The organism is Amycolatopsis sp. TRM77291 (assembly GCF_054166285.1).
The window spans coordinates 511,691-538,180 of record NZ_JBSZHF010000001.1; the positions used below are offsets into that span (position 1 = coordinate 511,691).

Genomic DNA, 26,490 nt, shown 5'->3' on the forward strand with positions numbered 1-26,490 from the left:
GAATTCATCGGGCAGGTGAAACGAGAACGCGTGCGGTGAACCGCGCTGCTCCGAAAGAGCGTCGTTCGCCCCTCTTCTGAGTTCCCGGCTCCCCTTTTGGCCTAGCGTCGCCGGTACTGCGCCGGAGACGTGATGGTGGACCGGTCTTCGTACGACCCGGGCCTGCCGCGGTCGACGTGGAACGTCGTCAGGGTGCTCACCGGGGAGCGCGGGTCGCGCCGGTCGCCGATCACCCGCATATGCGTGCTCCAGCGGCGCGGGGTGACCTCGTAGACGTCGTACCCGTACCGGTTGCCCTCGAAGTACTTGAGATGCGGGTTGGCCGCGCCCATCTTCGGTCCGTTCGTGGCGTTCCATTCGGGGGAGTAGGCGCCGGAGCTGACCGAATGCGCGGTGAACTCCGTGCCGATCACCGGGGTGGACGGATCCGCGAAGTCCGGGCGGATGTCGTCGACGAACGCGGAATGCCAGTCGCCGGTGATCACCACGAGGTCTTCGAGGCCGCTCTGGGCCACGTGGGTCAGCACTTCCTTGCGCTCGGCGAGGAAACCGTCCCATTGGTCCGTGAACATGTAGCCGCCGCCGGGCTTCGCGAGCTGGCTCAGCATGATCGAGTTCACCCAGCAGTGCCACGCCTCGCCCGCGCCGGTCACCTGGTCCTTGAGCCACGCCTTCTGGTCCGCGCCGAGGATCGTGCCGTCGGGCAGGTTCTGCGCCGACCGGTACTGCCGGAGATCCAGAATGGACAGATCGAGGAGGTCTCCCCAGCGCCGCTGCCGGTGGATCCTCGGCGTCGAGGGGTGGTCGGGGCGCACCGGCATGTGCTCGAACCAGGCCTGGTACGCCGCCGAGCGCCGCGCCCGCAAGGACGGGGTGGTGCCGCTGTAGTCGTTGACGACCTCGTGATCGTCCCAGGTGATGAACCAGGGGTGGGCGGCGTGGGCGTCCCGCAGCGAGGGGTCGGATTTGTAGAGCGCGTGCCGCCGCCGGTACGCCGGCAGGGTCAGCACCTCGGGGCCTTCGTGGTCGCGCAGCGGATTCCCGCCGACCTGACCGTGCTCGTAGACGTAGTCACCCAGGTGGACGACGAAGTCCAGCTCTTCCCGCGCGATCCCGGCGTGCGCCGCGTAGAACCCGTCGTGGAAGGCCTGGCAGTTCGCCGAGGCGAACCGCACCCGCCGCACCGGTCCGACCGGCGCGGTCCGGGTGCGGCCGATCCGGCTGACCTTGCCGAGCGCGTGGAAGCGGTAGTAGTACTGAGCGCCCGGCTCCAGCCCGGACACCGGGACGTGCACGCTGTGCCCGAGCCCGGCGGTGGCGGCCGTCGTCCCGTGTGCCACGCGGCGGCGGAACCCGCGGTCGGTGGCGACCTCCCAGGCGACCTCGACGGTGTCGTCCAGCGGCTGCTCGAACTCCATCGGCTTCGGCGCGAGCCTGGTCCAGAGCGCGACGCCGTACGGGACGGGGTCGCCGGACGCGACCCCGAGGGTGAACGGCGCTTCGTCCCAGGTCGCGCCCAGCGCCGCCGCGGCCTCCTCCGCCTGCGCGACCGTCATCCGCGAACTCAACGGCCAGGCCAGCCCCAGCGCACCGGCGGTGGCGGCGCCTCGCAACAGGTCCCGGCGGTTGACGGACATCGGTGGTCTCCTCGGCAGTCGGCGGATCGCTCTCCGACACCGAACACTGCCAAGATGGCCGGAGCCCGAAGCGGGGGAGAACATCAGACGGTGATGACGACCTTGCCGCGTGCGTGGCCTTCACGGACGTAGCGGATGGCTTCGGGCACGTCGGCCAGCGAGTAGGCCCGGTCGATGACCGGCGTCAGTTTCCCCGCTTCGGCGAGCGCCCGCAGCGTCTGGAGATCGTCCTGGTCCTCGGTGGAGAACAGGCCGCGCAGCTTCTGCTTCACGAACGGTCCGAGGAGCAGCGCCCGCACATTGCGCCCCACCGCGCCGATCCACTTTCCGTCGCTCTCGCCGCCGACGAGGACGAGGGTGCCTTGCGGAGTGAGGGCCTTCCGCAGCGAGGCCAGCGACCGGTTGCCCGCGGTGTCGAGGATGAGGTCGTAGCCGCCACCGAACTCCTCACGGGTGTAGTCGAAAACGCGGCTCGCGCCGAGTGAGCGGACGAGGTCGACCTTGCCCGTGCCGCACACACCGTCGACCTCGGCGCCGAACGCCTTGGCGATCTGCACCGCGAAAGTGCCGACGCCACCGCCGGCGCCGATGACCAGGACCTTCTGCCGGGGCGCGACCCGGCCTCTGTCCCGAAGCGCTTGGAGCGCGGTGAACGCGGAGATGGGCACAGCCGCCGCTTCGTCGAAGCCGAGCCGCTCGGGCTTCCGGGCGATCTTGTCCACTGTGGTCAGTGCGTACTCGGCGAAGGAACCTTGGCAGGTACCGAAAACCTCGTCGCCCGGCCGGAACCGGGTCACGTCGTCGCCGACGGCGTGCACCACGCCCGCGAAGTCCAGCCCGCGGACCCGGGCCTTCGGTCTCCGCACGCCGAAACCCATCAAGCGCACCAAATACGGCGTGCCCTCCATGAGGTGCCAGACTCCGGGATCGACCGCGGCCGCCCGGATCCGGACGACCACCCCGCCCGGTCCGGCTTCGGGTTCGGGCAGGTCGGTCAGGGTCAGGACGTCGGTGGAGCCGTACTCTTTCTGGGCGATCGCCTTCACGGCGGCCTCATTCCTGGTCTGGGTACTGGAAAACGTCGTCGAGCGCGACGCCGAACACCCTGGCGATCCGGAAGGCCGTCTCCAGGGACGGCGAGTAGCGGCCCTGTTCGATGGCGATCACCGTCTGGCGGGTGGCGCCGATCCGGTCCGCGAGTTCGGCCTGGGTCATCTCACCCTTCGCGAACCGCAGTGCGCGGATGGAGTTCGTGACCTTGGTCGGCTTCACCATGCCTGGAATCCCCAGCGGTAGGCGGCGATCTTCGCGATCGAGCCGAGCAGGGAGGACAGGACGAAGGCGAGGTACACGGTGTTGGCGATCCAGAAGTGGTCCAGCTCCGCCATCGCCATGACGAGTGCCGCGACACCGCCGATCACGACGAACGACTGTCCGATGTACTCGCCGAACCGGCCGATCTCGCGGTCGCGCTGGTCCTTGCGGCCCGCGTCACGTGGCGAGGTGATCGCGGCGGTGATGTTCAAGACGATCGAAGCCACGATGGCCGCGCCGATCGTCCACAACAACGGTGCCACGTAAGGGATGTCGGCGAGCGGGCCGGAGCCCGCCCGGCGGAGGACGACGATCAGGTACGCGGCATAGCCGAAGACCGTGACCACCACCATGATCCACGCGCGTTTTTCTTCCATCGCCACGAAGCCCAAGGTAAAGAGTTCTAGACATCATGTCAAATATTCTTTACTTAGACACCGGCAAGTAGTTCGTGATACAAATAGTGCGTACTGCGAACTTGAGGAGTGGTGATGACACTTTTCGGCTTCGGGCTCGAAACCGGCGTCGGCGAGGTGGAAGACCTCCTGCGGCACGCCGAACAGGCCGACCGCGCGGGACTCGACCTGGTCAGCCTGTCCGACCATCCGTACTTCGCCGACCGGCTCGACGCCTACGCGGCGCTGGGCGTGATCCTCGGCCGGACGTCGCGGGTCACGGCCGCGGTCAACGTGACCAACCTGCCGAGCCGTCCCGCGCCGATGCTGGCGAGGACGATCACGTCACTCTCGGCGCTCTCGGGTGGCCGGGTCGCGCTCGGCATCGGCGCGGGCGGGCTGTGGCGTGAGATCGCCAAACTCGGTGTCGCGCACCGGACGCCCGCCGAGGCGGTCCGGGCGATGGGCGAGGCGATCACCCTGATCAAGGCGCTTTCCGGCGGCGGGGCACCGGTGACCTTCGAGGGGGAGTTCTACTCCGTCGACGGGCTGGTGCCGGCGGCCGCGCCCGCGCCTCCCGTCTGGACGGGCGCCGTCGGGCCCAAATCCCTCGCGGTGACCGGAAAACTCGCGGACGGCTGGATCCCGGGGCATGCCGCGGACTGGCTCAGCCCGCGGTTCGCCGAATCCCGTCCGGTGATCGACCAGGCCGCCGTCGACGCCGGCCGTGACCCTGGCGAGGTCGCCACCATCTACAACTTCCCCGGCCGCATAACGGAAAAGCCCACGGCGTCGCCGCGTGACGACGAGGGGCGGTGGGTCGGTGGTTCGCCGGAGCAGTGGGTCGAGGAACTGGTCACGGCGGTGCGCGACCACGGCGCCGCGGGGTTCATCTACTTCCCGGTCGAAGACGGGACCACTACCGACAGCGCGCTCGGCCGCTGGGGGAACGAGGTCGTCCCGGCGATCCGTGAGGAGCTGGCCAAGGGCTGACCGCCGGTGACACGCGCGTTCCGCGGGCTGGTTCCGTGTCGCGAAAGCCACTTTGGGGACGTCTGATGTCCCGAAAGTGGCTTTCGCGACACCCGCCGACGACACGGGCCGTGCCGCCCGGGCCTTGAGCCCCGGCGATCNTGGAATCGTCCTAGCCACTCACGAGGCCTTGGTTCCGTGTCGCGAAAGCCACTTTGGGGACGTCTGATGTCCCGAAAGTGGCTTTCGCGACACCCGCCGAGGCTGGGCGTGAGGTCAGGCGCCGACGGTGAGGGTCTCTTCGAGGGTCGCCCGGTGCGTCGGCTTCGCCTCTTCGTAGCGGCGGCGCCCCTCGTCGGTCACGACGACGAAGATCCCGCGCCGGTCCGACTCGCAGAGCGCGCGCTGGACGAGCCCTTCGCGCTCGAGGCGGGCGACGAGTCGTGAGGTGGCGCTCTGGCTCAGGTGCACGACCTCGGTCAGGTCGGCCGCGCGGCATTTGCCGACCACACAGTTCACCAGTCGTTCCAGGGCTTCGAACTCGGTGACGCCGAGGCCGTGGCGCTCCTGAAGGCGGCACTCGAGCCGCCCGAAGACCGCCGCGTGCCGGGCGGACAGTTCGTGCCACTCCCGCAGCAGGTCTTGTTCGGCGACGTCGCTCACGCGGCCCAAGATAGCATGCACGTGAATTTTATGCAAAGTCATTAAATGCACTTGCATTAGATGCGTGTGCATGTACTGTACGGATCATGAGTTCTTCCGTGCAGCTGTCCACCAGCTCGACAAGGTGGGACGCGCGCCTCTGGGGTGTCCTGCTCACTGTGTCCGTCGTCGTGGGCCTCGACGCGCTCGACGTGTCGATGGTCGCCGTCGCCCTCCCGTCCATCCAGGCCGAACTCGGCCTCTCCACCGGTGCCCTGCAATGGATCATCAGCGCCTACGTGCTCGGCTACGGCGGCCTGCTGCTCCTCGGCGGGCGCACCGCCGACCTGCTCGGCAGGCGCCGGGTCTTCCTCGTCGCCGTCGCGGTCTTCGCGCTCGCTTCCCTGCTCGGCGGCCTCGTCGACGACGGCGCGCTGCTGATCGCCACCCGCTTCATCAAGGGTCTCGCCGCCGCGTTCACCGCGCCGGCCGCGTTGTCCATCATCACCACGACCTTCCACGAAGGCCCCGCCCGCAACCGGGCGATCAGCATCTTCGCCGTCTTCGGTGCCAGCGGTTACTCCGCGGGCCTCGTCTTCTCCGGGCTGCTCACCGAGGTGGGCTGGCGCTGGACGTTCCTGCTGCCGGTGCCGATCGCGCTCGCCGCGCTGGCCGCCGCGATCAAGCTGATCCCGTCCTACTCGCCGCAGACCGGTGGCGGCTACGACTTCCCGGGCGCGATCACCGGTGCGGCCGGTTCGCTCCTGCTGGTCTTCGCCGTGGTCGAGGCACCTGAGATCGGCTGGGCCGCGCCGCGGACGCTGATCTCGTTCGCCCTCGCGCTCGCCCTGCTCGTCACCTTCGTGTTCATCGAGAAGCGCAGCAAGCACCCGCTGCTCCGGCTCGGCATCCTGCGCTCCGGCCCGCTGGCCCGCGCCAACCTCGGTGGCGCGACGTTCTTCGGCGCCTACATCGGTTTCCAGTTCGTCGTCATGCTGTACCTGCAGAACGTGCTGGGCTGGTCCGCGTTGCAGACCGCGCTCGGGTTCCTGCCCGCCGCGCTGATCGTGGCCTTCGGGTCGCCGAGGATCGAGCCGCTGATCGACCGGCTCGGCACCCCGCGCACGATCCTCGCCGGTGTCGTCGCCCACGTCATCGGATACGCGCTGTTCCTGCGGATCGACGAGAGCTCCAGCTACGCAGGCTCGGTGCTGCCGAGCATGATCCTGCTGGGCATCGGCTTCATGCTGGCGTTCTCCTCGCTGAACATCCAGGCGACCAACGGCATCTCCGACGACGAGCAGGGGCTCGCCGGCGGGCTGCTGAACACGTCGATCCAGGTCGGCGGCGCGATCGGGCTCGCCATCGTGACCGCGGTCCTGACCGGGAACTCCGGCGGCGCCACCGGCTCGGCCGCGCTGCTGAACGGTCTGGCGCCCGCGCTCACCGTGGTCACCGGTATCGCCGTGATCAGTGTCCTGGTGGCACTGTCCGGAATCGTCGGCCTGCGCAAGGCCGAAGCCCGCTCCACCGTCGCCGAACCGGAGTTCGCCGCGGCCGAATGACCAGGGGGTGATGGGCCCCTTCCCGCGCTCGGGGGCGGGAAGGGGCTCTTCGCTACCAGCGGATCGGCAGCGATTTCAGCCCGTTCTGGAAGTTCGACCGCAACCGCACCGGAGCGCCGGCGGGTTCGACCTCGCCGAGCTGGTCCAGGACCGCTTCGAACATCGCGCGCAGCTGCACCCTGGCGAGCTGGGCGCCGAGGCAGAAATGCGGGCCGTGCCCGAAGGTCAGGTGATCGTTGGGAGCGCGGCCGATGTCGAAGCGGTCCGGATCCTCGAAAACGGTCTCGTCGCGGTTCGCGGCGGAGAACCAGACGACCACCTTTTCGCCCGCGCGGATGTCCACATCGGACAGAACGACGTCCTCGGTCGCGGTCCGGCGGAAATGCATGACCGGCGTCCACCAGCGCAGCATCTCTTCCACCGCGCCGGGAAGCAGGGAACGGTCGGCGAGCAGCCGCCGGTACTGATCCGGATGCGACAGCAGCGCCTGCATCCCGCCGGGGATGCCGTTGCGCAGCGTTTCGTTGCCCGCCACGGAAAACAGCCAGAACAGGTTCTCGAACTCCGCGATGGACACCCGTCCGCCATCTTCGACGTGGCCCATCAGGTTGCTCATCACGTCGTCACCGGGGTTCCGGCGTTTGTACTCGCCGAGCGCGGTGGCGTACGCGTAGAGATCCGGCATCCCCTCGCGAGTGCGCGGATCGGGCATCGACCCGTCCGGCCCCGGAACCGGCCGGACCGCCAGCGCCGCCCGCGCGAGATCGGTGACCTCGTCCGCGTCGACGGTCGCGCTCACCGCGTAGTCGGCGTCCTGATAGCCGATCACGCGATTGCTCCAGTCGTACATCAGCCGCCGGTCCCGCTCGGGGATCCCGAAGACCTCGGCGAGCGTCAGCAGCGGGAGATCCGCGGCGATCGCGGCGAAATCGCACTCGCCGTCCGCGCGGACGCCGGCGATCAGCTCCCTCGCCCAGCCCTGGATCCGCTCGGTCAGCCTGGCGACCGCACGCGGCGTGAACGCCTTGGTGAGCAGGCCCCGCAACCGGGCGTGCTCGGGCGGATCCATGTTGAGCATCATGCGGCGGACGTAACCGAGGTCCTGCTCGGTCGCCGGATCCCGGATCTGCGTCCCGCCGAGGTGCGACGAGAACAGCTTCGGGTTCTTCAGCACGTGCTTGACGTCCGAATGCCGCAGCACGGCCCAGAAATCGTCCACGCGTACGACCGGCGACTCCCGGCGCAGCGCCGCGAGGTGCTCGTACGGCACGCCTCGGGTGTATACGTCCGGATCGGTGATCACGGCGTCGACCCTAGCCCGCGGGCGGGGGACTGCGGAAAGATCCGTCCGGTGGACACGCTGAAGATGCGCACCGCCGGAACCGAAGGCCCCGCCGTGCTCCTGCTGCACGGCCTCGGCGCGACGGGCGCGGTCTGGGACGGGCTCATGGCGCTGCCGGGTTATCGCTGGCTGGCGCCGGATCTGCCCGGTCACGGTGGATCGGCGCGGTTGCCGCACTACTCGTTCGGCGGACTGGCCGCGGCGGTCGCCGACGCGCTCCCGGAACGCGGTCCGTTGCTGGTCGTCGGCCATTCCCTCGGTGGTGTCGTGGGGCTCGCGCTGGCCTCCGGCTGGTTCGGGCTGGAGGTCGCCGGGCTGCTGGCGGTCGGCGTCAAGGTCGAATGGAGCGAGGACGACCTCGCGCGGGCGGCCGCCATGGCGGCGAAACCGCCTCGAGTGTTCCCGGCACGCGAAGACGCCGAATGCGGCTTCCTCAAGATCGCCGGATTGACCGGATTGGCCGAAGCGGACCCCGACGGAATCGTCGAAACCGAAGGCGGCTGGCGGCTCGCCCTGGACCCGCGCGCCTTCGCGGTCGGCGCTCCCGACATGCCCGGCCTGCTCGGCGCGGCGCGCTGCCCGGTGACCCTCGCGGCAGGCGAGAACGACCCCATGAGCCGCCCCGAGCAGCTTCGCGCGCTCAGCTCGTCCGCCATCGAACTCCCGGGACTGGGCCACAACGCGCACGTCGAAAACCCGGCCGCGGTGCTGGCCGCGCTCAGCGCTTGAGCTTGCCGAGGACGGCGATGCCCTCGGCGATGTCACTCGCCGGGCTCGCCCCGTAGCCGAGGACGAGACCCGGATTCATCGGCCGCTGACAGTGCCACGACAGCGGCTGCACCTTCACACCCTGCTCCAGCGCGGCGGCGGCGAAGTCGAGGTCGGAGAACTCCGCGTCGAAGGTGATCGTCAGGTGCAGCCCCGCGGCGGCGCCGTGCACCACGGCGTCGGGGAGATGTGTCCGGAGCGCGTCGATCATCGCGTCCCGGCGGCGGCGATGCCGTTTGCGCACGAACCGCAGCTGCCGCTCCATCTCGCCGGACTCCATCAGATGCGCGAGCACCAGCTGCGGGAGGACGGCGTTGCCAAGGTCGGCGAACCGTTTGGCCGCGACCACCTCGTCCCGGTACCGCGACGGGACCAGCATCCAGCCCACCCGGAGCGCGGGCGCGAGCCACTTCGACACGCTGCCCGCGTAACAGACCTGCTCGGCGAGCATCGAGCGCAGCGCGGGAACGGGCGGACGGTCGTAGCGGTGCTCGGCGTCGTAGTCGTCCTCGATGATCAGCCCGCCGTCCGCGGCCCAGCGCATGAGCTCGCGACGGCGTTCCCCGCCGAGCACGACCCCGGTCGGGAACTGGTGCGCGGGCGTGAGCAGCACGGCGGGCGCGCCACTGCGCACGAGCTCGCCGACGTCGACCCCGTCCTCGTCGACGCGGATCGGCGGCGTCGCCAGCCGCCGGTCGTGCAGATGCTGACGGGCGCCCAGCGAACTCGGGTCCTCGACGGCGATCTCGGAGACGCCGTTCTCGAGCAGCACCTGGGCCAGCAGGCCGAGGCCCTGCGCGACACCGGCGACGATCAGCACGTCGTCGGCGTCGACGGTGATACCGCGGGTGCGGGCGATCCAGTGCGCGATCGCGAGGCGTAGCGCGGGCGCGCCCCGCGGGTCGCCATAGCCGAAGTCCGCCGCCGAGAGGCTGTTGAGCACCGTGCGTTCGGCACGTAGCCAGGCCGTTCGCGGGAACGCCGTCAGATCCGGCACGCCGGGGGACAGGTCGATCCTCGCCGGGGTCGCCCGCAGCGAGTCGAAGACGCCGATCCCGGGCGCGGGCCGGAAGATCGTGCCCGCGGCGGGCGGGCCGGAGGCCGTCTGCTCCTTGGTCCTCGCCGGTGCCGCGACGACCACCGTGCCCGCGCGGCCGCGTCCGGCGACGTGCCCGTCCTCGACCAGCCGCTGGTAGGCCTCGGTGACCACGCCGCGGGAGACCCGCAGGTCCGCGGCCAGCGCCCTGGTCGCGGGCAGCCTGCTGCCGACCGGCAGGCGGCCGTCGGAGATGGCGTGCCGCAACCGCGACGCCAGCCAGGCCGACCGGCGCCCCGGCGGGGCGTCCCCGATGTCCAGCTGCAGGAAGTCCGAACCTTCGGCAGTCACCTGATCATTGTGTCATTCGGGCTCGTAGGCGAGGTTCGGCCGCAGCCACTGCTCCATAGTGGACAGTTCGAGGCCTCGGCGGGCGGCGTAGTCCTCGACCTGGTCCTTGCCGAGCCGTCCGACGGTGAAGTACCGGGAATCGGGGTGGGCGAAGATCAGCCCGCTGACGCTCGCCGCCGGCGTCATCGCGAACGACTCGGTCAGCCCCATCCCGAGCCGGTCGGAATCGAGCAGCTCGAACAGCTCCCGCTTCTCGCTGTGGTCCGGGCTCGCCGGGTAGCCCAGCGCCGGGCGGATGCCGCGGAACCTTTCGGCGTGCAGATCCTCCAGCTTCGGATCGGCGTCCGGCTCGAACCAGTCCCGCCGTGCCTTGAGGTGGAGGTACTCGGCGAACGCCTCGGCGAGCCGGTCCGCGAGCGCCTTCACCATGATGGCGCGGTAGTCGTCCTGCTTGGCCTCGAACTCGGCCGCGAAGTCCTCGGCACCGAGGATGGTGACCGCGAAGCCGCCGAGATGGTCGCCCGCGCCGGCCGGGGCGATGTAGTCCGCCAGGCAGCGGTTGGGCCGCGACAGCGGTTTCTTGGTCTGCTGGCGCAGCATCGGGAACTTGACGCCCGACTCCAGGATGATGTCGTCGCCCTCGGAGTGCGCCGGCCAGAACGCGTACGCGCCCTTCGCCTGGAACCGCTCTTCGGCGATGATCTGGTCCATCAGGGTGTTCGCGTCGTCGAACAGCTCCCTGGCCACCGGGTTGTTCAGGATCGCCGGGTACTTGCCCTTCAGCTCCCAGGCCAGGAACAGGAAGGTCCAGTCGATCATCTCGCGCAGCTCGGTGAGCGACGGCGAGACGTACCGGACGCCGGTGAACGCGGGCGTCGGGATGTCGTCGAAGGAGACCTTCTCCGGGTTGGCCCTCGCCTCCTCGACCGTCAGCAACGGCGTCCGCTGCTTGTTCGCGTGCTGGACGCGCAGCTCTTCCTGGTCCTCGCGGTTCTTCTTGTCGAGGATCTCGGCGCGGTCGGCGTCGAGCAGGTCGCCGACGACGCCGACGACGCGGGAGGCGTCGAGGACGTGCACGGTCGTGTGCTCGTACGCGGGCGCGATGCGGACCGCGGTGTGCTGGCGTGACGTGGTCGCGCCGCCGATCAGCAGCGGCAGCTTCAGCCCGCGCCGCTCCATTTCGGCGGCGACGTTGACCATCTCGTCCAGCGACGGCGTGATCAGGCCCGAAAGCCCGATGGCGTCGGCGCCTTCGGAGACGGCGGTGTCCAGGATGACCGAGGCCGGGACCATCACGCCGAGGTCGATCACCTCGTAGTTGTTGCAGCCGAGGACGACGCCGACGATGTTCTTGCCGATGTCGTGCACGTCGCCCTTGACCGTCGCCAGGACGACCTTCCCGTTGCCCTGGCGGGTTTCGATCCGGCCTTCGAGGCGCGCCTTCTCCTTCTCGGCCTCCATGAACGGTTCGAGGTAGGCGACCGACCGCTTCATCACGCGCGCGCTCTTGACCACCTGCGGCAGGAACATCTTGCCGGACCCGAACAGGTCGCCGACGATCTTCATGCCGTCCATGAGGGGGCCTTCGATGACCTCCAGCGGCTTCGGCAGCTTCTGGCGCGCTTCCTCGGTGTCCTCTTCGATGTAGTCGACGATGCCGTGCACCAGCGCGTGACTCAGCCGTGCCTCGACGGTGTTGTCGCGCCAGGAAAGGTCGACCGTGCGCTGGGTTCCCTTGCCGTTGACCGTTTCCGCGAACGTGACGAGCCTGTCGGTGGCGTCCTCGCGGCGGTCGAAGAGCACGTCCTCGACCAGCTCCAGCAGATCCTTGGGGATGTCCTCGTAGACCGCGAGCTGCCCGGCGTTGACGATGCCCATGTCCAGCCCGGCGCGCACCGCGTGCAGCAGGAAGGCCGAGTGCATCGCCTCGCGCACGACGTTGTTGCCGCGGAAGGAGAAGGAGAGGTTCGAGATACCGCCGCTGATGTGCACGCCGGGGCAGCGTTCCTTGATCCGCGGCAGCGCGTCGATGAACGCCTTGGCGTACCCGTTGTGCTCGGAGATACCGGTCGCGACCGCGAGCACGTTCGGGTCGAAGATGATGTCCTCGGCGACGAAACCCGCCTGCTGGGTGAGCAGATCGTAGGCGCGGGCGCAGATTTCGACCTTCCGGTCGGCGGTGTCGGCCTGGCCCTGTTCGTCGAAGGCCATCACGACCACGCCCGCGCCGTAGTCGCGGATGCGGCGGGCCTGCTGGAGGAACTGCTCCTCGCCCTCCTTGAGGCTGATGGAGTTGACGACTCCCTTGCCCTGCACGCATTTCAGCCCGGCCTCGAGCACCGTCCAGCGCGAGCTGTCGATCATGATCGGCAGCCGGGCGACCTCGGGTTCGGTGGCGATGAGGTTCAGGAACGTGGTCATCGCCTTTTCGCTGTCGAGCAGGTCGGCGTCCATGTTGACGTCCAGCAGGTTCGCCCCGCCGCGGACCTGCTCCAGCGCGACGTCGACGGCGGCCTGGTGGTCGTCGGCCTCGATCAGCTTGCGGAACTTGGCGGAACCGGTGACGTTGGTCCGCTCGCCGATCATGACGAACCCGGTGTCCTTGCCGATCTCGAACGGCTCCAGCCCGCTGAACCTGGTGTGCGGCTTCGGGGCCGGGACGTTCCGCGGCTTCATCCCGCGGACGGCGTCGGCGATCTCCTTGATGTGCGCGGGGGTCGTGCCGCAGCAGCCGCCGACGACGTTGACCATCCCGGCCGTGGCGAAGTCGCCGAGCAGCCCGCCGGTCTCCTCGGGCGTCTGGTCGTAACCGCCGAACGCGTTCGGCAGACCCGCGTTCGGGTGGCAGGCGGTGTACGTGCCCGCGAGGCGGGACAGCTCGGCGATGTGCGGGCGCATCTCCTCGGCGCCCAGCGAACAGTTGACGCCGACGAGCAGCGGATCCGCGTGCTCGATGGAGCTCCAGAACGCCTCGACCGTCTGCCCGGACAGCGTCCGGCCGCTCAGGTCGACGATCGTCACCGAGATCCACAGCGGCAGATGCGGCGCGACGTCGCGGGCGGCGGCGATGGCGGCCTTGCAGTTGAGCGTGTCGAAGATCGTCTCGATGAGCAGCAGGTCCACGCCGCCCTCGGCGAGCGCCTTGATCTGGTCGGCGTACGCGGCGTACACCTCGTCGAAGGTGACCGCGCGGAACGCCGGGTCCTCGACCTTGGGTGACAGCGACAACGTGACGTTCAGTGGCCCGACCGACCCGGCGACGAACTTCCCGCCCGCCGCGTCCGCCGCCTCGCGGGCGATCTGGGCGCCACGGAGGTTCATCTCGTACGCGAGATGCTCGAGCCCGTAGTCCGCCTGGCCGATCGTGGTGGCGGTGAACGTGTTCGTGGTCGTGATGTCCGCGCCGGCGTCCAGATACTGGCGGTGGATGTCGAGCACGACGTCCGGCCTCGTGATGTTCAGCAGGTCGGGGTCGCCGGTGATGTCACGGGGATGGTCCTGGAACCGCTCGGTGCGGTAATCCTCCGGCTTGAGGCCGGCGTTCTGGAGCATCGACCCCCACGCCCCGTCGAGCACGACGATGCGCTCATCAAGCAGCTTTCGCAGGGCCGTCGTTTCCATCCAGCGCTCCTCCCATGTCGTGGGAGGCGCCCTTGCGGTGAAGTCCGGGGCCGAGCGTGGCGGACCCGGCGGTCCGTTGCAGCGCCTCTCGACCTTGGTGCTCAAGACTACCGGATCAGGACAAGGGCACTTCGCCTGAATTGCTCTCGTGCTGGCCAGCGCGGGTTCGGCTTTCCCGCATCGTGGGATGGCGGGTTTCGGCCTGCGTGGGCCACGATCCTGTGGCCGACGTCGATCATGCGGGGGTCGTTGCCGGATTTCGGTAATGCCACCATCGTGCGTTCGGCGCGGGATGTGGTCGCCGCGGCGACGGGAAGGCCGAGTCATCGAATGAGCATCGACGCGAGCGAGCGACTGATCGAACTGGTGCGTGCGAACGGCGACGTGTCGAACCGCGCCGACGGTGCGAACGAGGGGACGATCGCCGCCGCGGAACGAACTCTGGGTGTCGAGTTCCCTCGGTCGTATCGACGCCTGGTCGAGGAATTCGGCACCTGGGACATCGCGGGACTGGAGTTCCTCGGTGTGTACAGCGCTCCCGGGGTGCGGTGTGGTGGTTTCGCAGCGACGGCATCGATTTCGAGGACTGGCTGGAATCGGTGACGCGGGATCCGGTCTGGAGAACGCTCCGGCGGAAGGAGATCGCCGAATTCGTTCTCACACAGGAATCTGTCTGACTTCGGCGAGCAGTGTTTTGGGGAGGACGACGGTGGTCGAACCGTTCGCAAGCGTAGACATGTTCGCAGGCCCACCTGTCGACGATGCGCTGATCGCTGAGACCGAGAAACGACTCGGGTATCGCCTCCCGTCGTCCTATTTGGACGTCCTGCGCCGGGCGAACGGCGGGGTTCCTCCGGCGCAGGCGGTGTCCGACTTCGTTCCCGACCTCTGGGTGGCCGATCATTTCGAGGTGCGATCGCTGATCGGAATCGGCGGTGCCCAAGGAATCGACTCAAGCGGCGGACACGGAAGCAAGGGCATGATCGCGGAGTGGGGGTACCCGGATATCGGGATCGTCCTCTTCGACATGCCTTCCGGTGGGCACGACGCGGTCATGCTCGACTATCGCGAATGCGATGGCGATGCTGAGCCATCCGTCGTTTATCTCGACGAAGATCGGGTTCCCCGCCGGATCGCCCGTGATCTCGCCGAATTCCTCGGGCTCCTGGTCGAATCCGGTGACTCGCGAGTCTGAACGATCAGAAACCCACAGTCGCCTTCTGGATCTTCACCGGCTTCGCGGGCAGCCCGTCGGCGGGACCGTTCGGATCCGTCGGGATGATGCCGTTCGCCACGATCCGGTCCAGCACCTCCATGCCCCGCACGACCTTGCCCATCACCGAGTAGTTCTTCGGGATGTTCGCGAACGAGTGCACGATGAAGAACTCGCTGCCGTTCGTGCCGGGGCCCTGGTTGCCCATGGCGATGGTGCCGCGTTCGTAGGTCTCAGTGCCGTCGACCTCGTCCGGGAACTTGTAGCCCGGCCCGCCCTTCTCGGCTTCGTAGATGTCGCCGCACTGGAGCACACCGAGGCGCGACGAGTTCGTGAGGCGCCAGCACTGGCTGTGGTCGTAGAAACGCTGGAGCGCCAGGCTCGCCAGGTTGTGGACGGCGCACGGAGCGGCGCCGGCGCGGTTCAGGCGCACGGTCACCGGGCCGTAGTTGAAGCGGAAGGTGACGTCGACGGTGCCGCGCGTGAACGCGAAGGGGAGCGGGCGCAGGACCGGGCGGGCCGCGGGGTTTTCCGGTGTCGGCGTGAACTCGCAGCGCACGATCGGCAGGGACGCCGGGGCGGGCGCGGCGGTGGCCACGCCGGGCAGCAGGACGGCGGCGAGAGCGGAAACGACAGCGGTGACACCCCAGCGCAGCTTCATGAGGGGGAACCTAACCCAAAAGGATGGTCGTCGGGTAGCCGTTCACGTGGGCGCGCTGCCTCGCGTCGGTCCGTGAAGGCCTCCTTGCCTACCCTCAAGGTAGTGAAGGAGGCCTTCACTACCTCGCCATCGCCCCAATCGCCCCAGGTGCAACAGCAATCGCAGAGGCGGGCGCGTCAGCTGAGGAAACTCGGCCTTCATGTCCATCGGGCGGGTGAGGGTGGCGGTGAGACATCGGTCCAGGTGGTCGTGACCGCCGATTCGGGCTAGAACACGAATCGCCACTCAAGATCACCTGGAGCCGCATGTTCACCGCCGCGTACCTCGCCCTTTCCCTCGTCCTGCTCCCGCCCACCGAGATCCGCCCCGACCAGGTCGAGCACGTCGCCCTGCCCTGCGTCCAAGCAGGCGCGACGAGCGACGACGCGGACGCCGCCAAAAGCCTCAACCAGCAGCTCGCCACCAAGATGCGCGGCTACATGAACCCGTACAACACGTCGTGCGCCAGAGTGATCGTCGAGACGGTCCAGAGAGCGGGGCTCAACGATCGCGCGGCGGCCATCGCGATCGCCACGGTGATCGTCGAGTCCAGCATCGCCAACCTCGACGGCGGTCTCGGCGACTCGGTCGGACTCTTCCAGCAGCGCGCGAGCTGGGGGAGTTTCGAGCAGCGGACCGATCCGGTCTGGGCGACCGGCCGGTTCCTCGCCGTGATGCGGCAGTTCTACCCGAACGACTCGTGGAACAACGTCGCCATCGGGGAGGTCGCCGCGGTCGTCCAGCGGCCGGCGGCGAAGTACCGGCATCGCTACGGGGTCGAGGCGGGCGACGCGGTCAAGATCGTCGGCGAGTTGTGGTCCCAGAACGGCCGATGGCCCCTGACCACGAAGGTGGACAGGGGCCATTGAGCCGTGAACAAGCTACTTGCGCCAGGCCGTGCGCTGCTTGCGGATGTCCAGCACGAGGCCGAACACGAGCAGCAGGGACAGGCCGATCAGCCACAGGTTCTCGGTCCAGCCGTGGTGGTTGCCGTACAGCATCACCAGCAGGATGATCGCGGTCAGCCAGCCCGCGATCCGCGTCGCCTTCGGGAAGGAACCGTGCCAGCCCCACTCGGCCGACGGCTCGTCGCGGGGGTCAACGGTGTCGACGCCCACCCGGCCGCGCTTTTCGACCGCCTTGCTCGCCACGATCAACTCCTCAAAACCCGATGGTTCGCTTGCCCGCGAATGATCCCACACCTGGCTGCACGCGCCCGACGGGCCCCAAGCGACAATGAGCCCCGATGACTACCTCGCGAAGTGTGCTCGTGCTCGGTTCGACCGGATCGGTCGGCGCCCAGGCCCTCGACGTCGCGGCCCGCAACCCGGAGCTGTTCCGGGTCGCCGGGATCGCCGCGGGCGGGTCCGACCCCGCCGCGCTGGCCGCGCAGGCCCTGGCGCACCAGGTCGACGCCGTGGCGATCAGCAGGCCGACGGCCGTGGAAGACCTGCAGCTCGCGCTGTACGCCGAGGCGCAGAAGCGCGGCTACAACCGCGGCGACTTCAAGCTCCCGCGCATCTTCGCCGGGGCCGACGCGGTCGTCGAGATGATCGACGCCACCCCGGTCGACGTCGTGCTCAACGCGCTCCCCGGCTCCCAGGGGCTCCCGCCGACCCTGCGCGCGCTCGCCACCGGCGCCACGCTCGCGCTGGCCAACAAGGAGTCGCTGATCGCGGGCGGGCCGCTCGTGCTGGCCGCGGCCAAGCCCGGCCAGCTGGTGCCCGTCGACTCCGAGCACTCCGCGATCGCGCAGGCCCTGCGCGCCGGCCGCGAGTCCGAGGTCGCCCGGCTGGTGCTCACCGCGTCGGGTGGCCCGTTCCGAGGCCGCGAACGCGAGGAACTCGCCGACGTCACCGTCGAGCAGGCGATGGCGCATCCGACCTGGTCGATGGGCCCGCTCATCACGATCAACTCGTCCACTTTGGTCAACAAGGGGCTGGAGCTGATCGAGGCGAAGCTCCTGTTCGACATCGAGACCGACCGCATCGACGTGGTCGTCCACCCGCAGTCGATCATCCACTCGATGGTGACCTTCGTGGACGGCTCGACGATCGCCCAGGCCAGTCCGCCCGACATGCGGCTGCCGATCGCGCTCGCCCTGCACTGGCCGGACCGCGTCCCCGGCGCCGCGGCCGCGTGCGTCTGGGACAAGCCAGCGAGCTGGACGTTCGAGCCGTTGGACAACGACGCGTTCCCCGCCGTCGAGCTGGCGAGGCACGCCGGAACGGTCGGCGGCTGTGTCCCGGCCGTCTACAACGCGGCGAACGAGGAGCTGGTGGCCGCCTTCCTGGCACAGAACACCGGCTTCACCTCGATTGTGGACACTATTGCCCAGGTGGTGGAAGCCGCCGACGAATGGCGTCGTGAACCTCGCGACGTTGATGACGTACTAGCTGCCGAGCGCTGGGCTCGCGCGCGTGCCGGTGCGCTGATCGGTAAGGGGAAGTAGCGCGTGGTCTTCATTCTCGGGATCGTGCTGTTCGCGCTGGGCATCTGCCTGTCCGTCGCGCTGCACGAGGCCGGTCACATGTGGGCGGCGAAAGCCTTCGGCATGAAGGTCCGGCGCTACTTCATCGGCTTCGGGCCGACGATCTTCTCCTTCCGCCGCGGCGAGACCGAGTACGGCATGAAGTGGATCCCGCTCGGCGGGTTCTGCGACATCGCGGGCATGACCGCGCTCGACGAGGTCACCCCGGAAGAGTCGAAGCGCGCGATGTGGCGCTTCAAGACCTGGAAGCGCACCGTCGTCATGTCGGCGGGTTCGGCGATGCACTTCATCCTCGGGTTCATCATCCTGTACCTGATGGCCGTCACCATGGGCCTGCCGAATCCGGCCGCGCAGGCCGCGCCCACCGAGGCCGTGATCAGCGCCACGTCGTGTGCTCGTCCGGCCACCACCGTCGAGCAGCTGAACGACACGGCCTGCCCGCCCGGCGCCCCGACACCCGCGAAGACCGCCGGTCTCCAGGCCGGCGACAAGGTCGTCTCCGTCGCGGGCAAGCCGATCAAGACCTGGCGCGAGATGCTCGCCGCCGTCCAGGTCGCCAGTGGCCCGACGCCGTTCGTGGTCGAACGGAACGGCCAGACGCTGAACCTGACCGTCGACGTGCCGCGCGTGCAGCGGCTGGTCGCCGACGGTTCCAACAACACCACGGTCAAGGACGTCGGCATGATCGGCGCTTCGCCGATCCAGAACACCGCGCCGCCGCTGCTGAGCTATGGCCCGGTGGACGCTGTCGGCGCGACGTTCTCCTTCACCGGCACGATGTTCTCCGAGACCGCCAAGCGGCTGATCGAGTTCCCGTCGCGGATCCCGGCGGTGGTGGACTCCATCTTCGGCGGCGAGCGCGACCCGAACACCCCGGTCAGCGTGGTCGGTGCCAGCCGGATCGGTGGCGAGGCCGCCGAGCGCGGTCTGTGGGAGATCTTCGTGCTCCTGCTGGCGAGCCTGAACTTCTTCATCGGCGTGTTCAACCTGCTGCCGCTGCTCCCGCTCGACGGCGGGCATATCGCGGTCGTCTGGTACGAGCGCGTGCGGGACTGGTTCCGCAAACTGCGCGGCAAGGCGGCGGGTGGTCCGGTCGACTACACGAAGCTGTCCGCGGTGACGATGGTGCTCGTCTTCATCGGCGGCGCGGTGACTCTGCTCACCGTCACCGCCGACATCGTGAACCCGGTCAAGCTGTTCCAGTGACGCGGGAGGACGGCGGGAGAGCGCGCTGTCAGCATCGTTGCGCTGCCCAGGTAATGCTGCTCACCGTGACGGCTGACGTCGTGGATGTCCGCCGATCGGGGTAGGTACGCTTGAGGACGTGACTGTCGCTCTTGGTATGCCAGCGCTTCCTCCTCCCGTCCTCTCCGAGCGTCGCAAGACCCGACAGCTGCAGGTCGGGCCGGTCGGCGTCGGCAGCGAGCACCCGATCTCGGTGCAGTCGATGACCACCACGCTCACCTCCGACGTCAACGCGACCCTGCAGCAGATCGCCGAGCTGACCGCTGCGGGCTGTGACATCGTCCGCGTCGCGTGCCCGTCGGCGGACGACGCCGAGGCGCTGCCCGCGATCGCGAAGAAGTCGCAGATCCCGGTGATCGCCGACATCCACTTCCAGCCGAAGTACGTCTTCGCCGCGATCGAGGCGGGCTGCGCGGCGGTCCGGGTGAACCCGGGCAACATCCGCAAGTTCGACGACCAGGTCAAGGAGATCGCGCGGGCCGCGAAGGACCACGGCACCCCGATCCGGATCGGCGTCAACGCCGGTTCGCTGGACAAGCGGATCATGGACAAGTACGGCAAGGCGACCCCGGAGGCGCTGGCCGAGTCGGCGCTGTGGGAGGCGTCGCTGTTCGCCGAGCACGACTTCTACGACGTGAAGATCTCCGTGAAGCACAACGACCCGGTGGTCATGGTGCGCGCGTACGAGATCCTCGCCGAGCAGTGCGACTACCCGCTGCACCTCGGCGTCACCGAGGCGGGCCCGGCGTTCCAGGGCACCATCAAATCGGCCGTCGCGTTCGGCGCGCTGCTGCGCCAGGGCATCGGCGACACCATCCGCGTGTCGCTCTCGGCGCCGCCGGTGGAAGAGGTCAAGGTCGGGATCCAGATCCTGCAGTCGCTCAACCTCAAGGAGCGCAAGCTCGAGATCGTCTCCTGCCCCTCGTGCGGCCGCGCGCAGGTGGACGTCTACACCCTCGCCGAGCAGGTGACCGCCGGGCTGGAGGGCATGGAGGTCCCGCTGCGCGTCGCGGTCATGGGCTGCGTCGTCAACGGCCCCGGCGAGGCACGCGAGGCCGACCTCGGCGTCGCTTCGGGCAACGGCAAGGGCCAGATCTTCGTGAAGGGCGAGGTCATCAAGACCGTGCCCGAGCACGCGATCGTCGAGACGCTGATCGAAGAGGCCATGCGCATCGCCGAGGAGTCGGGCCAGACGATCGGCGAGGGCGAGCCCACCGTCACCGTCGGCTGAGTGGTCGAGACCACGCCGGGAACGGACCTTTCCCGGCGTGGTGATCTCGACCTGCCGAAGTTCTCTCAGCGTGTCGTGAAGCTTGCGTTCCGTTTACGCCGTCGATCTGGCACCCTGGAGTGGTGTTGCGGCTTGCAGGTGCACGGCTGCTCGATGATCGGGACTATCCCGCGGTCCGTGCCGCGCTCGCCACAGACCCGGTCGGCAGCTGCATGGTCAGTGCCAGGGTGGAGACCGCGGGTCTCGACCCCTGGCGGCTCGGTGGTGAGCTCTGGGCCGCGGATTCCCGCCCCGTTCGCGCGGGCAGGCTCCAGGGGCTGTGCTTCTCCGGGCCGAACTTGATCCCCTTGCGCGGCAACGCCTCGGCCCTGCGTTCTTTCGCCGATCGCGCCCTGCGCCGTCAGCGCACCTGTTCGTCACTGGTCGGCCCGGCCGAGCAGGTTCTGGGGCTCTGGGACGAACTCGAGCCGGAATGGGGCCCCGCCAGGGAAGTCCGGCACGACCAGCCGTTGATGGCGCTCGACGGGATCCCGTCCGTCGCCGCCGATCCGCTGGTCCGCGCGGTACGCCCGGAGGAACTCGACCGGTATCTCCCGGCCGCGATCGCCATGTTCATCGAGGAGGTCGGCGTCGACCCGCGCAGCGGTGACGGTGGCGCCGGATATCGCGCCCGCGTCGCCGAGCTGATCGCCGGCGGCCGCGCGTTCGCCCGGTTCGAGGACGGCGAGGTCGTCTTCAAGGCCGAGATCGGCGCGATGTCCTCGACGGTCGGCCAGATCCAGGGTGTCTGGGTGCATCCGGAACGCCGCGGCGGCGGGGTCGGCACGGCCGGGACGGCGTCCGTGGTGACCAGGCTCGTCCGCGGGATGGGCCGCACGGCGAGCCTGTACGTCAACGCCTACAACAGCCCGGCGCTCGCCGCGTACCGCAAGATCGGCTTCCAGCAGGTCGGCCGGTACGCGACGGTTCTGTTCTAGACCGTGTCGCGTCCGGCCGGACGAGGCCGGGGCTGGCAGGATCCGACGCATGCCTGCAGGTCGTCGTGTCGCCGTCGTCGTGCTCGCGGGGGTGGTGGGCCTCTCGGCCGCCGGATGCGGCCTCTTCGCCGATTCCGGTCCTGAAGACGCCATCTCGGGCTTCCTCGGCGGTCTTTCCTCCGGTGACGTCACCGCCGCGGCCTCCTTCACCGATTCGCCGGAGGCCGCGCGCGCGTCGCTGGAGATGGCTCGGAAGGCGCTGTCCCCCGAGTCGATCACCATCGTGGACAAGCAGGTCCAGCATTCGTCCGGGGCGGACAACGGGACGGCGACCTACCAGCTCACCTGGAAGCTGCCACGCGGCCGGACTTGGACGTACAAGGCCGACGCGCAGGTCCATTCCACGCAGGACGGCTGGAAGGTGCGCTGGTTGCCGACTGCGCTCCATCCGCAGCTCGCCGCCCAGCAGAGCATCGCGCTGAAGGCCGATCCGCCGGAGCTCGCGCCGGTGCTCGACCGCGACGGGTTGCCGTTGCTGCGTCCGCAGACGGTCGTCAGCGTGGTGCTCGACCCGGCGAAGGCCGGCGATCTGGTGGCCGTCACCGACAAACTCGGCGCGGCGCTCAACCGGTTCGAGGCGTCGGTGACCGGCCAGTCGATCCGCGACGGGATGAAGACGCTCAAACCCGGCTCCGGCTATCCGGTGGTGAGCCTGCGGGCGAACAGCTATCAAGAGGTGAAGCCCGAGATCTACGATCTGCCGGGCGTCCGGTTCAGCCAGCAGGAAAGGCTGCTGCCCGACGACAAGAACTTCGGCAAGCAGGTGCTGCCCGCGGTCCGGTCGCTCGTCGAGGACCAGGTGGAGGGCTCGGCGGGCTGGCGCGTCGTCACGCTCGACACGGGCGGCGGCGAGATCACCGACCTGCACTCCGAGAACCCCAAGCCCGCGCCCGCCGTCGTCAGCACGCTCAGCGTGAAGACGCAGGGTTCGGCGGAGCGGGCGCTCGCCCCGGTCCCGACGGCCTCCGCGCTGGTCGCGATCCAGCCGTCGACCGGCGAACTGCTGGCGGTGGCGCAGAACGCCCCGGCCGACCCGCAGGGCGCGATCTCGCTCACCGGCCGGTTCCCGCCGGGCTCCACGTTCAAGATGGCCACCGCCGTCGCGGGGCTGACCGCGGGTTCGGTGCGGGCGGACAGCCCCGTCGACTGCCCCGGCACGGCCACGTTCGAAAACCGGACGGTGCCGAACGAGGGCAAGTTCGCGCTCGGCGTCGTCCCGCTGTCCACGGCGTTCGCCAAGTCCTGCAACACGACGTTCGCGAAACTCGCCACCGACCTGCCGCCCGCCGCGCTGACCGACGCCGCACGCGACCTCGGCGTCGGCGCCGACTTCGTGATCCCCGGCCTGACCACGATCACCGGTTCGGTCCCGCCGGCGAACACCGTCGCGCAGCGGGCGGAGAACGGTTTCGGCCAGGGGACCGTCGTGACGAGCCCGTTCGGGCTGGCGGTCGCCACCGCGACGGTCCAGTCCGGGAAGGTCCCGGTGCCGACGCTGGTGCGCGGGATGACCACGACGTCGTCCGGGCTCGGCAAACCGATCAAGCCGGAGGTGCTCGACGCGCTGCGCGGGATGATGCGCGAGGTCGTCACCGACGGCACGGCGACGCTGCTCAAGCCGTTGGCGGACGTACGGGGCAAGACCGGCACGGCGCAGTTCGGCGACGGCACGCGTTCGCACGGCTGGTTCGTCGGCTACACCGGCGACCTGGCCTTCGCGGTGCTGACGACCGACGCGGGAACGTCCAGGCCCGCGGTCGAGGCCGCCCAGCGCTTCCTGACGGGGCTCGGCTAGCCGCCAGGTCGTAGGCTGGGCTCATGTCCGTTCGCTCCCCCTTGAAGCCCGGCGTCCAGACGCCGAGGCGAGTCGTCCCCGCCAGCATCGCCCGTCCCGAGTACGTCGACCGGCCGGCGCCGAAACGCGACACGGGCAACGGGGTCCGCACGCCCGAGGTCATCGAGGCGATGCGGGTCGCGGGCCGGATCGCGGCGCAGGCGCTCGAGGAGGGCGGCAAGGCCGTCAAACCCGGTGCGACCACCGACGACATCGACAAGGTGATCCACGAGTTCCTGCTGGACAACCACGCGTACCCGTCGACCCTGGGCTACCGCGCGTTCCCGAAGTCGTGCTGCACCTCGCTCAACGAGGTGATCTGCCACGGCATCCCGGACTCGACGGTGATCGAGGACGGCGATATCTGCAACATCGACGTCACCGCGTTCATCGGCGGCGTCCACGGCGACACCAACGCGACGTTCCTGGCGGGTGACGTCTCCGAGGAGGCGCGGCTGCTGGTCGAGCGCACGCGCGAGGCGACGATGCGCGCCATCAAGGCCGTCCGCCCCGGCAGGCAGCTCAACGTGATCGGCCGCGTCATCGAGTCCTACGCGAAGCGGTTCGGCTACGGCGTCGTGCGTGACTTCACCGGCCACGGCGTCGGCCCGGCGTTCCACACCGCGCCGACCGTGCTGCACTACGAGGAGCCGTCGGTCGACACGGTGATCGAGCAGGGGATGACCTTCACGATCGAGCCGATGATCACCCTCGGCACCATCGACTACGACATCTGGGCCGACGACTGGACCGTCACCACCAAGGACAAGAAGTGGACGGCGCAGTTCGAGCACACCCTCGTGGTGACCGAGGACGGCGCCGAGATCCTCACCCTGCCGTAGCCACCTCGTGAAGGACCCCTTCATTGCGTCTAGCGCGGTGAAGGGGTCCTTCACGTGTTTGGGCCGGGGCTTCGGATGGCGATCGCGTAGTCCGTGAAGGCCTCCTTCCCTACCTTGAGGGTAGGCAAGGAGGCCTTCACGGACCTTCGACCAAGGCCACGCCCAGTGGGTCGCCTAGGCCCCCTGTGCCGGTCAGCTCTCGTCCTGCTCCACCCTGGCCAGGAGTTCGTCCAGGAAACCGCACGCCTCGCTGGCGGCCCGGTCGGCGTCCTGGTCGGCGATGGCCTCGGCGAGGCCTTCATGCCCTATCTCCGGCAGGTACTCGCCCCCCGGCGTCACGTTCGACGTGGCGGCCACGCTGGCCGTGATCACCTCGGTGAGCCCGCGGTACATCTCGGTCAGCAGGGTGTTATGTCCACTTTGGACGACGGCGAAGTGGAATTCCGCGTCGAGGCGGGCGAAATCCTCCCAATGGCCCTCGCGCAGTTCGGCGTTGCGGCGTTCGAGCAGTTCCTTGAGCTCGGCGACCTCCTCGTCGGTCCGCGCCGCGGCCGCGAGCCGGGCGCCTTCGACCTCGAGGATGCGCCGCACCTGCAGCACCTCGCGCAGTTCCGAACCGCACAACCGCCGGATCGCGCCCGAGACCTCGCTCGTCGCCCGCACGTAGGTCCCGTCGCCCTGCCGGACCTCGAGCAGCCCCGTGTGCGCGAGTGCGCGCACGGCCTCGCGGACGGTGTTGCGCCCGACGCCGAGCTGCCCGGCGAGCTCCGGTTCGGTCGGAATCCGCTGGCCGATGGGCCATTCTCCCTGCGTGACGGCGTCACGCAGCTGCTCGATGACCTGATCGACCAGGCCGGCACGGCGCGTGGTGGCCAATGGCACAGCGTTGTCCCTTCATCCAATCATCCTATGTATGTGATACTAGCCGACGTGCGTGTCGACTCTCGAGAATCCGTGGCCCCGTTCGACGAAAGCCTTGAACTCGAAGGTTCGATCGAAACGGAGTGGCGGCCGGGAGTGATCACCGGCGGCGTGCTGCTCGGTGTCGCGGTGATCCTGGTGGCGCTCAACCTGCGCCCCGCGATCACCAGTGTCGGACCCATGCTCGGCGAGATGCGCGACGACCTCGGCGCCACGGCGACCTGGGCAGGCGTGCTCACCACGCTCCCCGGCCTCTGTTTCGCGGCCGCCGGTCTCGCCGCGCCCCTGCTGGCCCGCCGGTTCGGTATCGGCGCGGCCATCGCCTCCGCGCTTTCGGTGCTGGCCGTCGGCCTTGTGCTGCGCGTGCTCGACGGCCCGTACGTCGTGCTCGGGGGGACCCTGGTGGCCACGGCGGGAATCGCACTGGCGAACGTACTGATCCCGGTCGTCATCAAGGACTCCTTCCCGGCACGTGTCGGCATGATGACCGGCGTGTACACCGCCGCTCTGCAGGGCGGGGGCGCCCTGGGGTCCGCGCTCACCCCTCCCTTGGAGAACGCGTTCGGCGGCTGGCGCCAAGGTCTCGGCGCCTGGTCGGTACTGGCGGTGCTCGCACTCCTCGTCTGGATTCTCGCAGCCCGCGGTGCGGGACGTGCGCCCGTTGCCGAGGCAGGCAAGCAGGGTAGCGGGCGTTCGCTCCTGCGTAGTCCCCTTGCGTGGATGGTCACGCTTTTCTTCGGAACTCAGGCCTTTTTGGCCTACGTCGTGATGGGCTGGCTGCCGGAGGTGATGATCGACGCCGGGGTGAGCAAGGGTGATTCCGGGCTGCTGCTCGGCCTGATCTCGCTCATCGCCGTCCCGATCAGTCTCGTGGTCGCCCCGATGGCCGCGCGGCACAAGAGCCAGAGCCCGTGGATCGTCGGGCTGGGTGTTCCCGGTTTCGTCGGCATGGTCGGCATGATGGTGGCGCCCGCCGCCTCGCCGCTGCTCTGGTGCCTCCTCATCGGGCTCGGGATGAGCGTCTTCTCGCTCGCGCTGACCGTGATCGCGCTGCGGGCGCGCACCGGTGAGGACACCGCGCGGCTGTCGGGGATGGCGCAGGGCATCGGCTACCTGATGGCCGCCGTCGGGCCCTTCCTCTTCGGGCTGCTTCACGACCTCACCCACGACTGGACCGTCCCCTGGATCATGATGCTCGTGGTCTTCGCCGCGCAGATGACCTTCGGCGCCTTGGCCGGTCGCCGCCGCTTCGTCTGAACGCGTTCAAAAAACATCTTGACCCCACCGTGGGCGGAGCCATAGCCTGACCGAGTTGAACCTGTTCAAAACTTGG

Annotated in this window: 24 protein-coding genes; 13 read left to right on the plus strand and 11 right to left on the minus strand. The window is 69.1% G+C overall.

The features are described 5' to 3' along the window. Positions 1–101 precede the first annotated feature (101 nt). The 4 genes from ACXIZN_RS02425 to ACXIZN_RS02440 form a co-directional block, all read right to left on the minus strand. On the minus strand, positions 102–1,637 hold the full coding sequence (locus ACXIZN_RS02425) for an alkaline phosphatase D family protein (protein ID WP_457952313.1): 1,536 nt from the start codon (positions 1,635–1,637) through the stop codon (positions 102–104). 83 nt (positions 1,638–1,720) lie between these two features. Then, positions 1,721–2,683 carry an NAD(P)-dependent alcohol dehydrogenase gene (locus ACXIZN_RS02430; protein ID WP_457952314.1) on the minus strand — a complete coding sequence of 321 codons (963 nt, stop codon included), beginning with the start codon at positions 2,681–2,683 and terminating at the stop codon, positions 1,721–1,723. A 7-nt stretch (positions 2,684–2,690) separates the two neighbouring features. After that, positions 2,691–2,912: a helix-turn-helix transcriptional regulator gene (locus ACXIZN_RS02435; protein ID WP_410653126.1), complete on the minus strand. Its 222-nt coding sequence runs from the start codon at positions 2,910–2,912 to the stop codon at positions 2,691–2,693. Then, positions 2,906–3,334, minus strand: coding sequence for a hypothetical protein (locus ACXIZN_RS02440; protein ID WP_457952315.1), 429 nt, complete (start codon positions 3,332–3,334; stop codon positions 2,906–2,908). The genes ACXIZN_RS02435 and ACXIZN_RS02440 overlap by 7 nt, the downstream gene beginning before the upstream one ends. A gap of 108 nt (positions 3,335–3,442) precedes the next feature. Between ACXIZN_RS02440 and ACXIZN_RS02445 the strand changes: the two genes are divergently transcribed. After that, a complete protein-coding gene (locus ACXIZN_RS02445; RefSeq protein WP_457952316.1) occupies positions 3,443–4,339 on the plus strand; it encodes an LLM class flavin-dependent oxidoreductase in 897 nt (298 codons plus the stop codon). A gap of 255 nt (positions 4,340–4,594) precedes the next feature. Here the strand turns inward: ACXIZN_RS02445 and ACXIZN_RS02450 are convergent, their stop codons facing one another. Continuing rightward, the gene (locus ACXIZN_RS02450; protein ID WP_219149891.1) at positions 4,595–4,981 is read right to left on the minus strand and encodes a MarR family winged helix-turn-helix transcriptional regulator; all 387 of its coding nucleotides are present in this window, start codon (positions 4,979–4,981) and stop codon (positions 4,595–4,597) included. A gap of 86 nt (positions 4,982–5,067) precedes the next feature. Here ACXIZN_RS02450 and ACXIZN_RS02455 point away from each other — a divergent pair, with 86 nt between their 5' ends. Continuing rightward, the gene (locus ACXIZN_RS02455; protein WP_457952317.1) at positions 5,068–6,525 is read left to right on the plus strand and encodes an MFS transporter; all 1,458 of its coding nucleotides are present in this window, start codon (positions 5,068–5,070) and stop codon (positions 6,523–6,525) included. Positions 6,526–6,577: 52 nt separating this feature from the next. Here the strand turns inward: ACXIZN_RS02455 and ACXIZN_RS02460 are convergent, their stop codons facing one another. Then, on the minus strand, positions 6,578–7,828 hold the full coding sequence (locus ACXIZN_RS02460; RefSeq protein ID WP_457952318.1) for a cytochrome P450: 1,251 nt from the start codon (positions 7,826–7,828) through the stop codon (positions 6,578–6,580). A 48-nt stretch (positions 7,829–7,876) separates the two neighbouring features. On the opposite strand from ACXIZN_RS02460, the gene ACXIZN_RS02465 reads away from it, so the two are divergent. Beyond that, entirely contained in the window at positions 7,877–8,596 is a 720-nt protein-coding gene (locus ACXIZN_RS02465; protein WP_457952320.1) for an alpha/beta fold hydrolase, read from the plus strand. On the opposite strand, the gene pdxR is transcribed toward ACXIZN_RS02465, so the two are convergent. After that, a complete protein-coding gene (pdxR, locus tag ACXIZN_RS02470) occupies positions 8,586–10,022 on the minus strand; it encodes a MocR-like pyridoxine biosynthesis transcription factor PdxR (RefSeq protein ID WP_457952321.1) in 1,437 nt (478 codons plus the stop codon). The two genes, ACXIZN_RS02465 and pdxR, sit on opposite strands and share 11 nt — an antisense overlap. A gap of 12 nt (positions 10,023–10,034) precedes the next feature. Continuing rightward, a complete protein-coding gene (metH, locus tag ACXIZN_RS02475; RefSeq protein ID WP_457952322.1) occupies positions 10,035–13,643 on the minus strand; it encodes a methionine synthase in 3,609 nt (1,202 codons plus the stop codon). Between the two features lie 330 nt (positions 13,644–13,973). Here metH and ACXIZN_RS02480 point away from each other — a divergent pair, with 330 nt between their 5' ends. Then, positions 13,974–14,246, plus strand: a complete 273-nt coding sequence (locus ACXIZN_RS02480; RefSeq protein ID WP_457952323.1) for an SMI1/KNR4 family protein — start codon at positions 13,974–13,976, stop codon at positions 14,244–14,246. Positions 14,247–14,379: 133 nt separating this feature from the next. Continuing rightward, positions 14,380–14,838 carry an SMI1/KNR4 family protein gene (locus ACXIZN_RS02485; protein WP_457952324.1) on the plus strand — a complete coding sequence of 153 codons (459 nt, stop codon included), beginning with the start codon at positions 14,380–14,382 and terminating at the stop codon, positions 14,836–14,838. Between the two features lie 4 nt (positions 14,839–14,842). Here the strand turns inward: ACXIZN_RS02485 and ACXIZN_RS02490 are convergent, their stop codons facing one another. Then, complete coding sequence (locus ACXIZN_RS02490; protein WP_126736058.1) at positions 14,843–15,517, minus strand: peptidylprolyl isomerase; 675 nt, start codon at positions 15,515–15,517, stop codon at positions 14,843–14,845. Between the two features lie 305 nt (positions 15,518–15,822). On the opposite strand from ACXIZN_RS02490, the gene ACXIZN_RS02495 reads away from it, so the two are divergent. Next, positions 15,823–16,425, plus strand: coding sequence for a hypothetical protein (locus ACXIZN_RS02495; RefSeq protein ID WP_457952325.1), 603 nt, complete (start codon positions 15,823–15,825; stop codon positions 16,423–16,425). A gap of 12 nt (positions 16,426–16,437) precedes the next feature. Here ACXIZN_RS02495 and ACXIZN_RS02500 read toward each other — a convergent pair whose 3' ends face one another. After that, positions 16,438–16,707 (minus strand): DUF2631 domain-containing protein, encoded by a 270-nt coding sequence (locus tag ACXIZN_RS02500; protein ID WP_126736056.1) that lies wholly within the window; start codon positions 16,705–16,707, stop codon positions 16,438–16,440. Between the two features lie 95 nt (positions 16,708–16,802). Between ACXIZN_RS02500 and dxr the strand changes: the two genes are divergently transcribed. The 6 genes from dxr to map all read left to right on the plus strand — a co-directional run bounded on the left by dxr (position 16,803) and on the right by map (position 24,236). After that, a complete protein-coding gene (dxr, locus tag ACXIZN_RS02505; RefSeq protein WP_457952326.1) occupies positions 16,803–18,008 on the plus strand; it encodes a 1-deoxy-D-xylulose-5-phosphate reductoisomerase in 1,206 nt (401 codons plus the stop codon). Between the two features lie 3 nt (positions 18,009–18,011). After that, entirely contained in the window at positions 18,012–19,253 is a 1,242-nt protein-coding gene (locus ACXIZN_RS02510; RefSeq protein ID WP_126736054.1) for a M50 family metallopeptidase, read from the plus strand. Between the two features lie 118 nt (positions 19,254–19,371). Beyond that, positions 19,372–20,523 (plus strand): flavodoxin-dependent (E)-4-hydroxy-3-methylbut-2-enyl-diphosphate synthase, encoded by a 1,152-nt coding sequence (ispG, locus tag ACXIZN_RS02515; RefSeq protein ID WP_167373562.1) that lies wholly within the window; start codon positions 19,372–19,374, stop codon positions 20,521–20,523. A gap of 122 nt (positions 20,524–20,645) precedes the next feature. Then, positions 20,646–21,500, plus strand: a complete 855-nt coding sequence (locus ACXIZN_RS02520; RefSeq protein WP_457952328.1) for a GNAT family N-acetyltransferase — start codon at positions 20,646–20,648, stop codon at positions 21,498–21,500. Positions 21,501–21,549: 49 nt separating this feature from the next. Then, entirely contained in the window at positions 21,550–23,355 is a 1,806-nt protein-coding gene (locus ACXIZN_RS02525; protein ID WP_457952329.1) for a penicillin-binding transpeptidase domain-containing protein, read from the plus strand. Between the two features lie 23 nt (positions 23,356–23,378). After that, positions 23,379–24,236, plus strand: coding sequence for a type I methionyl aminopeptidase (gene map, locus ACXIZN_RS02530; RefSeq protein ID WP_126736051.1), 858 nt, complete (start codon positions 23,379–23,381; stop codon positions 24,234–24,236). A 192-nt stretch (positions 24,237–24,428) separates the two neighbouring features. Here the strand turns inward: map and ACXIZN_RS02535 are convergent, their stop codons facing one another. Beyond that, entirely contained in the window at positions 24,429–25,118 is a 690-nt protein-coding gene (locus ACXIZN_RS02535) for a FadR/GntR family transcriptional regulator (RefSeq protein WP_457952331.1), read from the minus strand. A gap of 48 nt (positions 25,119–25,166) precedes the next feature. Between ACXIZN_RS02535 and ACXIZN_RS02540 the strand changes: the two genes are divergently transcribed. Next, positions 25,167–26,414 carry a CynX/NimT family MFS transporter gene (locus tag ACXIZN_RS02540; protein ID WP_457952333.1) on the plus strand — a complete coding sequence of 416 codons (1,248 nt, stop codon included), beginning with the start codon at positions 25,167–25,169 and terminating at the stop codon, positions 26,412–26,414. The last annotated feature ends 76 nt before the right edge of the window (positions 26,415–26,490 follow it).

Excerpts from the sequence above, each read along its gene's own strand:
- ACXIZN_RS02425 (WP_457952313.1), bottom strand. The coding sequence starts at position 1,637 with ATGTCCGTCAACCGCCGGGACCTGTTGCGAGGCGCCGCCACCGCCGGT.
- ACXIZN_RS02435 (WP_410653126.1), bottom strand. The coding sequence starts at position 2,912 with ATGGTGAAGCCGACCAAGGTCACGAACTCCATCCGCGCACTGCGGTTC.
- ACXIZN_RS02445 (WP_457952316.1), top strand. The coding sequence starts at position 3,443 with ATGACACTTTTCGGCTTCGGGCTCGAAACCGGCGTCGGCGAGGTGGAA.
- ACXIZN_RS02455 (WP_457952317.1), top strand. The coding sequence starts at position 5,068 with ATGAGTTCTTCCGTGCAGCTGTCCACCAGCTCGACAAGGTGGGACGCG.
- metH (WP_457952322.1), bottom strand. The coding sequence starts at position 13,643 with ATGGAAACGACGGCCCTGCGAAAGCTGCTTGATGAGCGCATCGTCGTG.
- ACXIZN_RS02480 (WP_457952323.1), top strand. The coding sequence starts at position 13,974 with ATGAGCATCGACGCGAGCGAGCGACTGATCGAACTGGTGCGTGCGAAC.
- ACXIZN_RS02485 (WP_457952324.1), top strand. The coding sequence starts at position 14,380 with ATGTTCGCAGGCCCACCTGTCGACGATGCGCTGATCGCTGAGACCGAG.
- ACXIZN_RS02490 (WP_126736058.1), bottom strand. The coding sequence starts at position 15,517 with ATGAAGCTGCGCTGGGGTGTCACCGCTGTCGTTTCCGCTCTCGCCGCC.
- ACXIZN_RS02495 (WP_457952325.1), top strand. The coding sequence starts at position 15,823 with ATGTTCACCGCCGCGTACCTCGCCCTTTCCCTCGTCCTGCTCCCGCCC.
- dxr (WP_457952326.1), top strand. The coding sequence starts at position 16,803 with ATGACTACCTCGCGAAGTGTGCTCGTGCTCGGTTCGACCGGATCGGTC.
- ACXIZN_RS02525 (WP_457952329.1), top strand. The coding sequence starts at position 21,550 with ATGCCTGCAGGTCGTCGTGTCGCCGTCGTCGTGCTCGCGGGGGTGGTG.
- map (WP_126736051.1), top strand. The coding sequence starts at position 23,379 with ATGTCCGTTCGCTCCCCCTTGAAGCCCGGCGTCCAGACGCCGAGGCGA.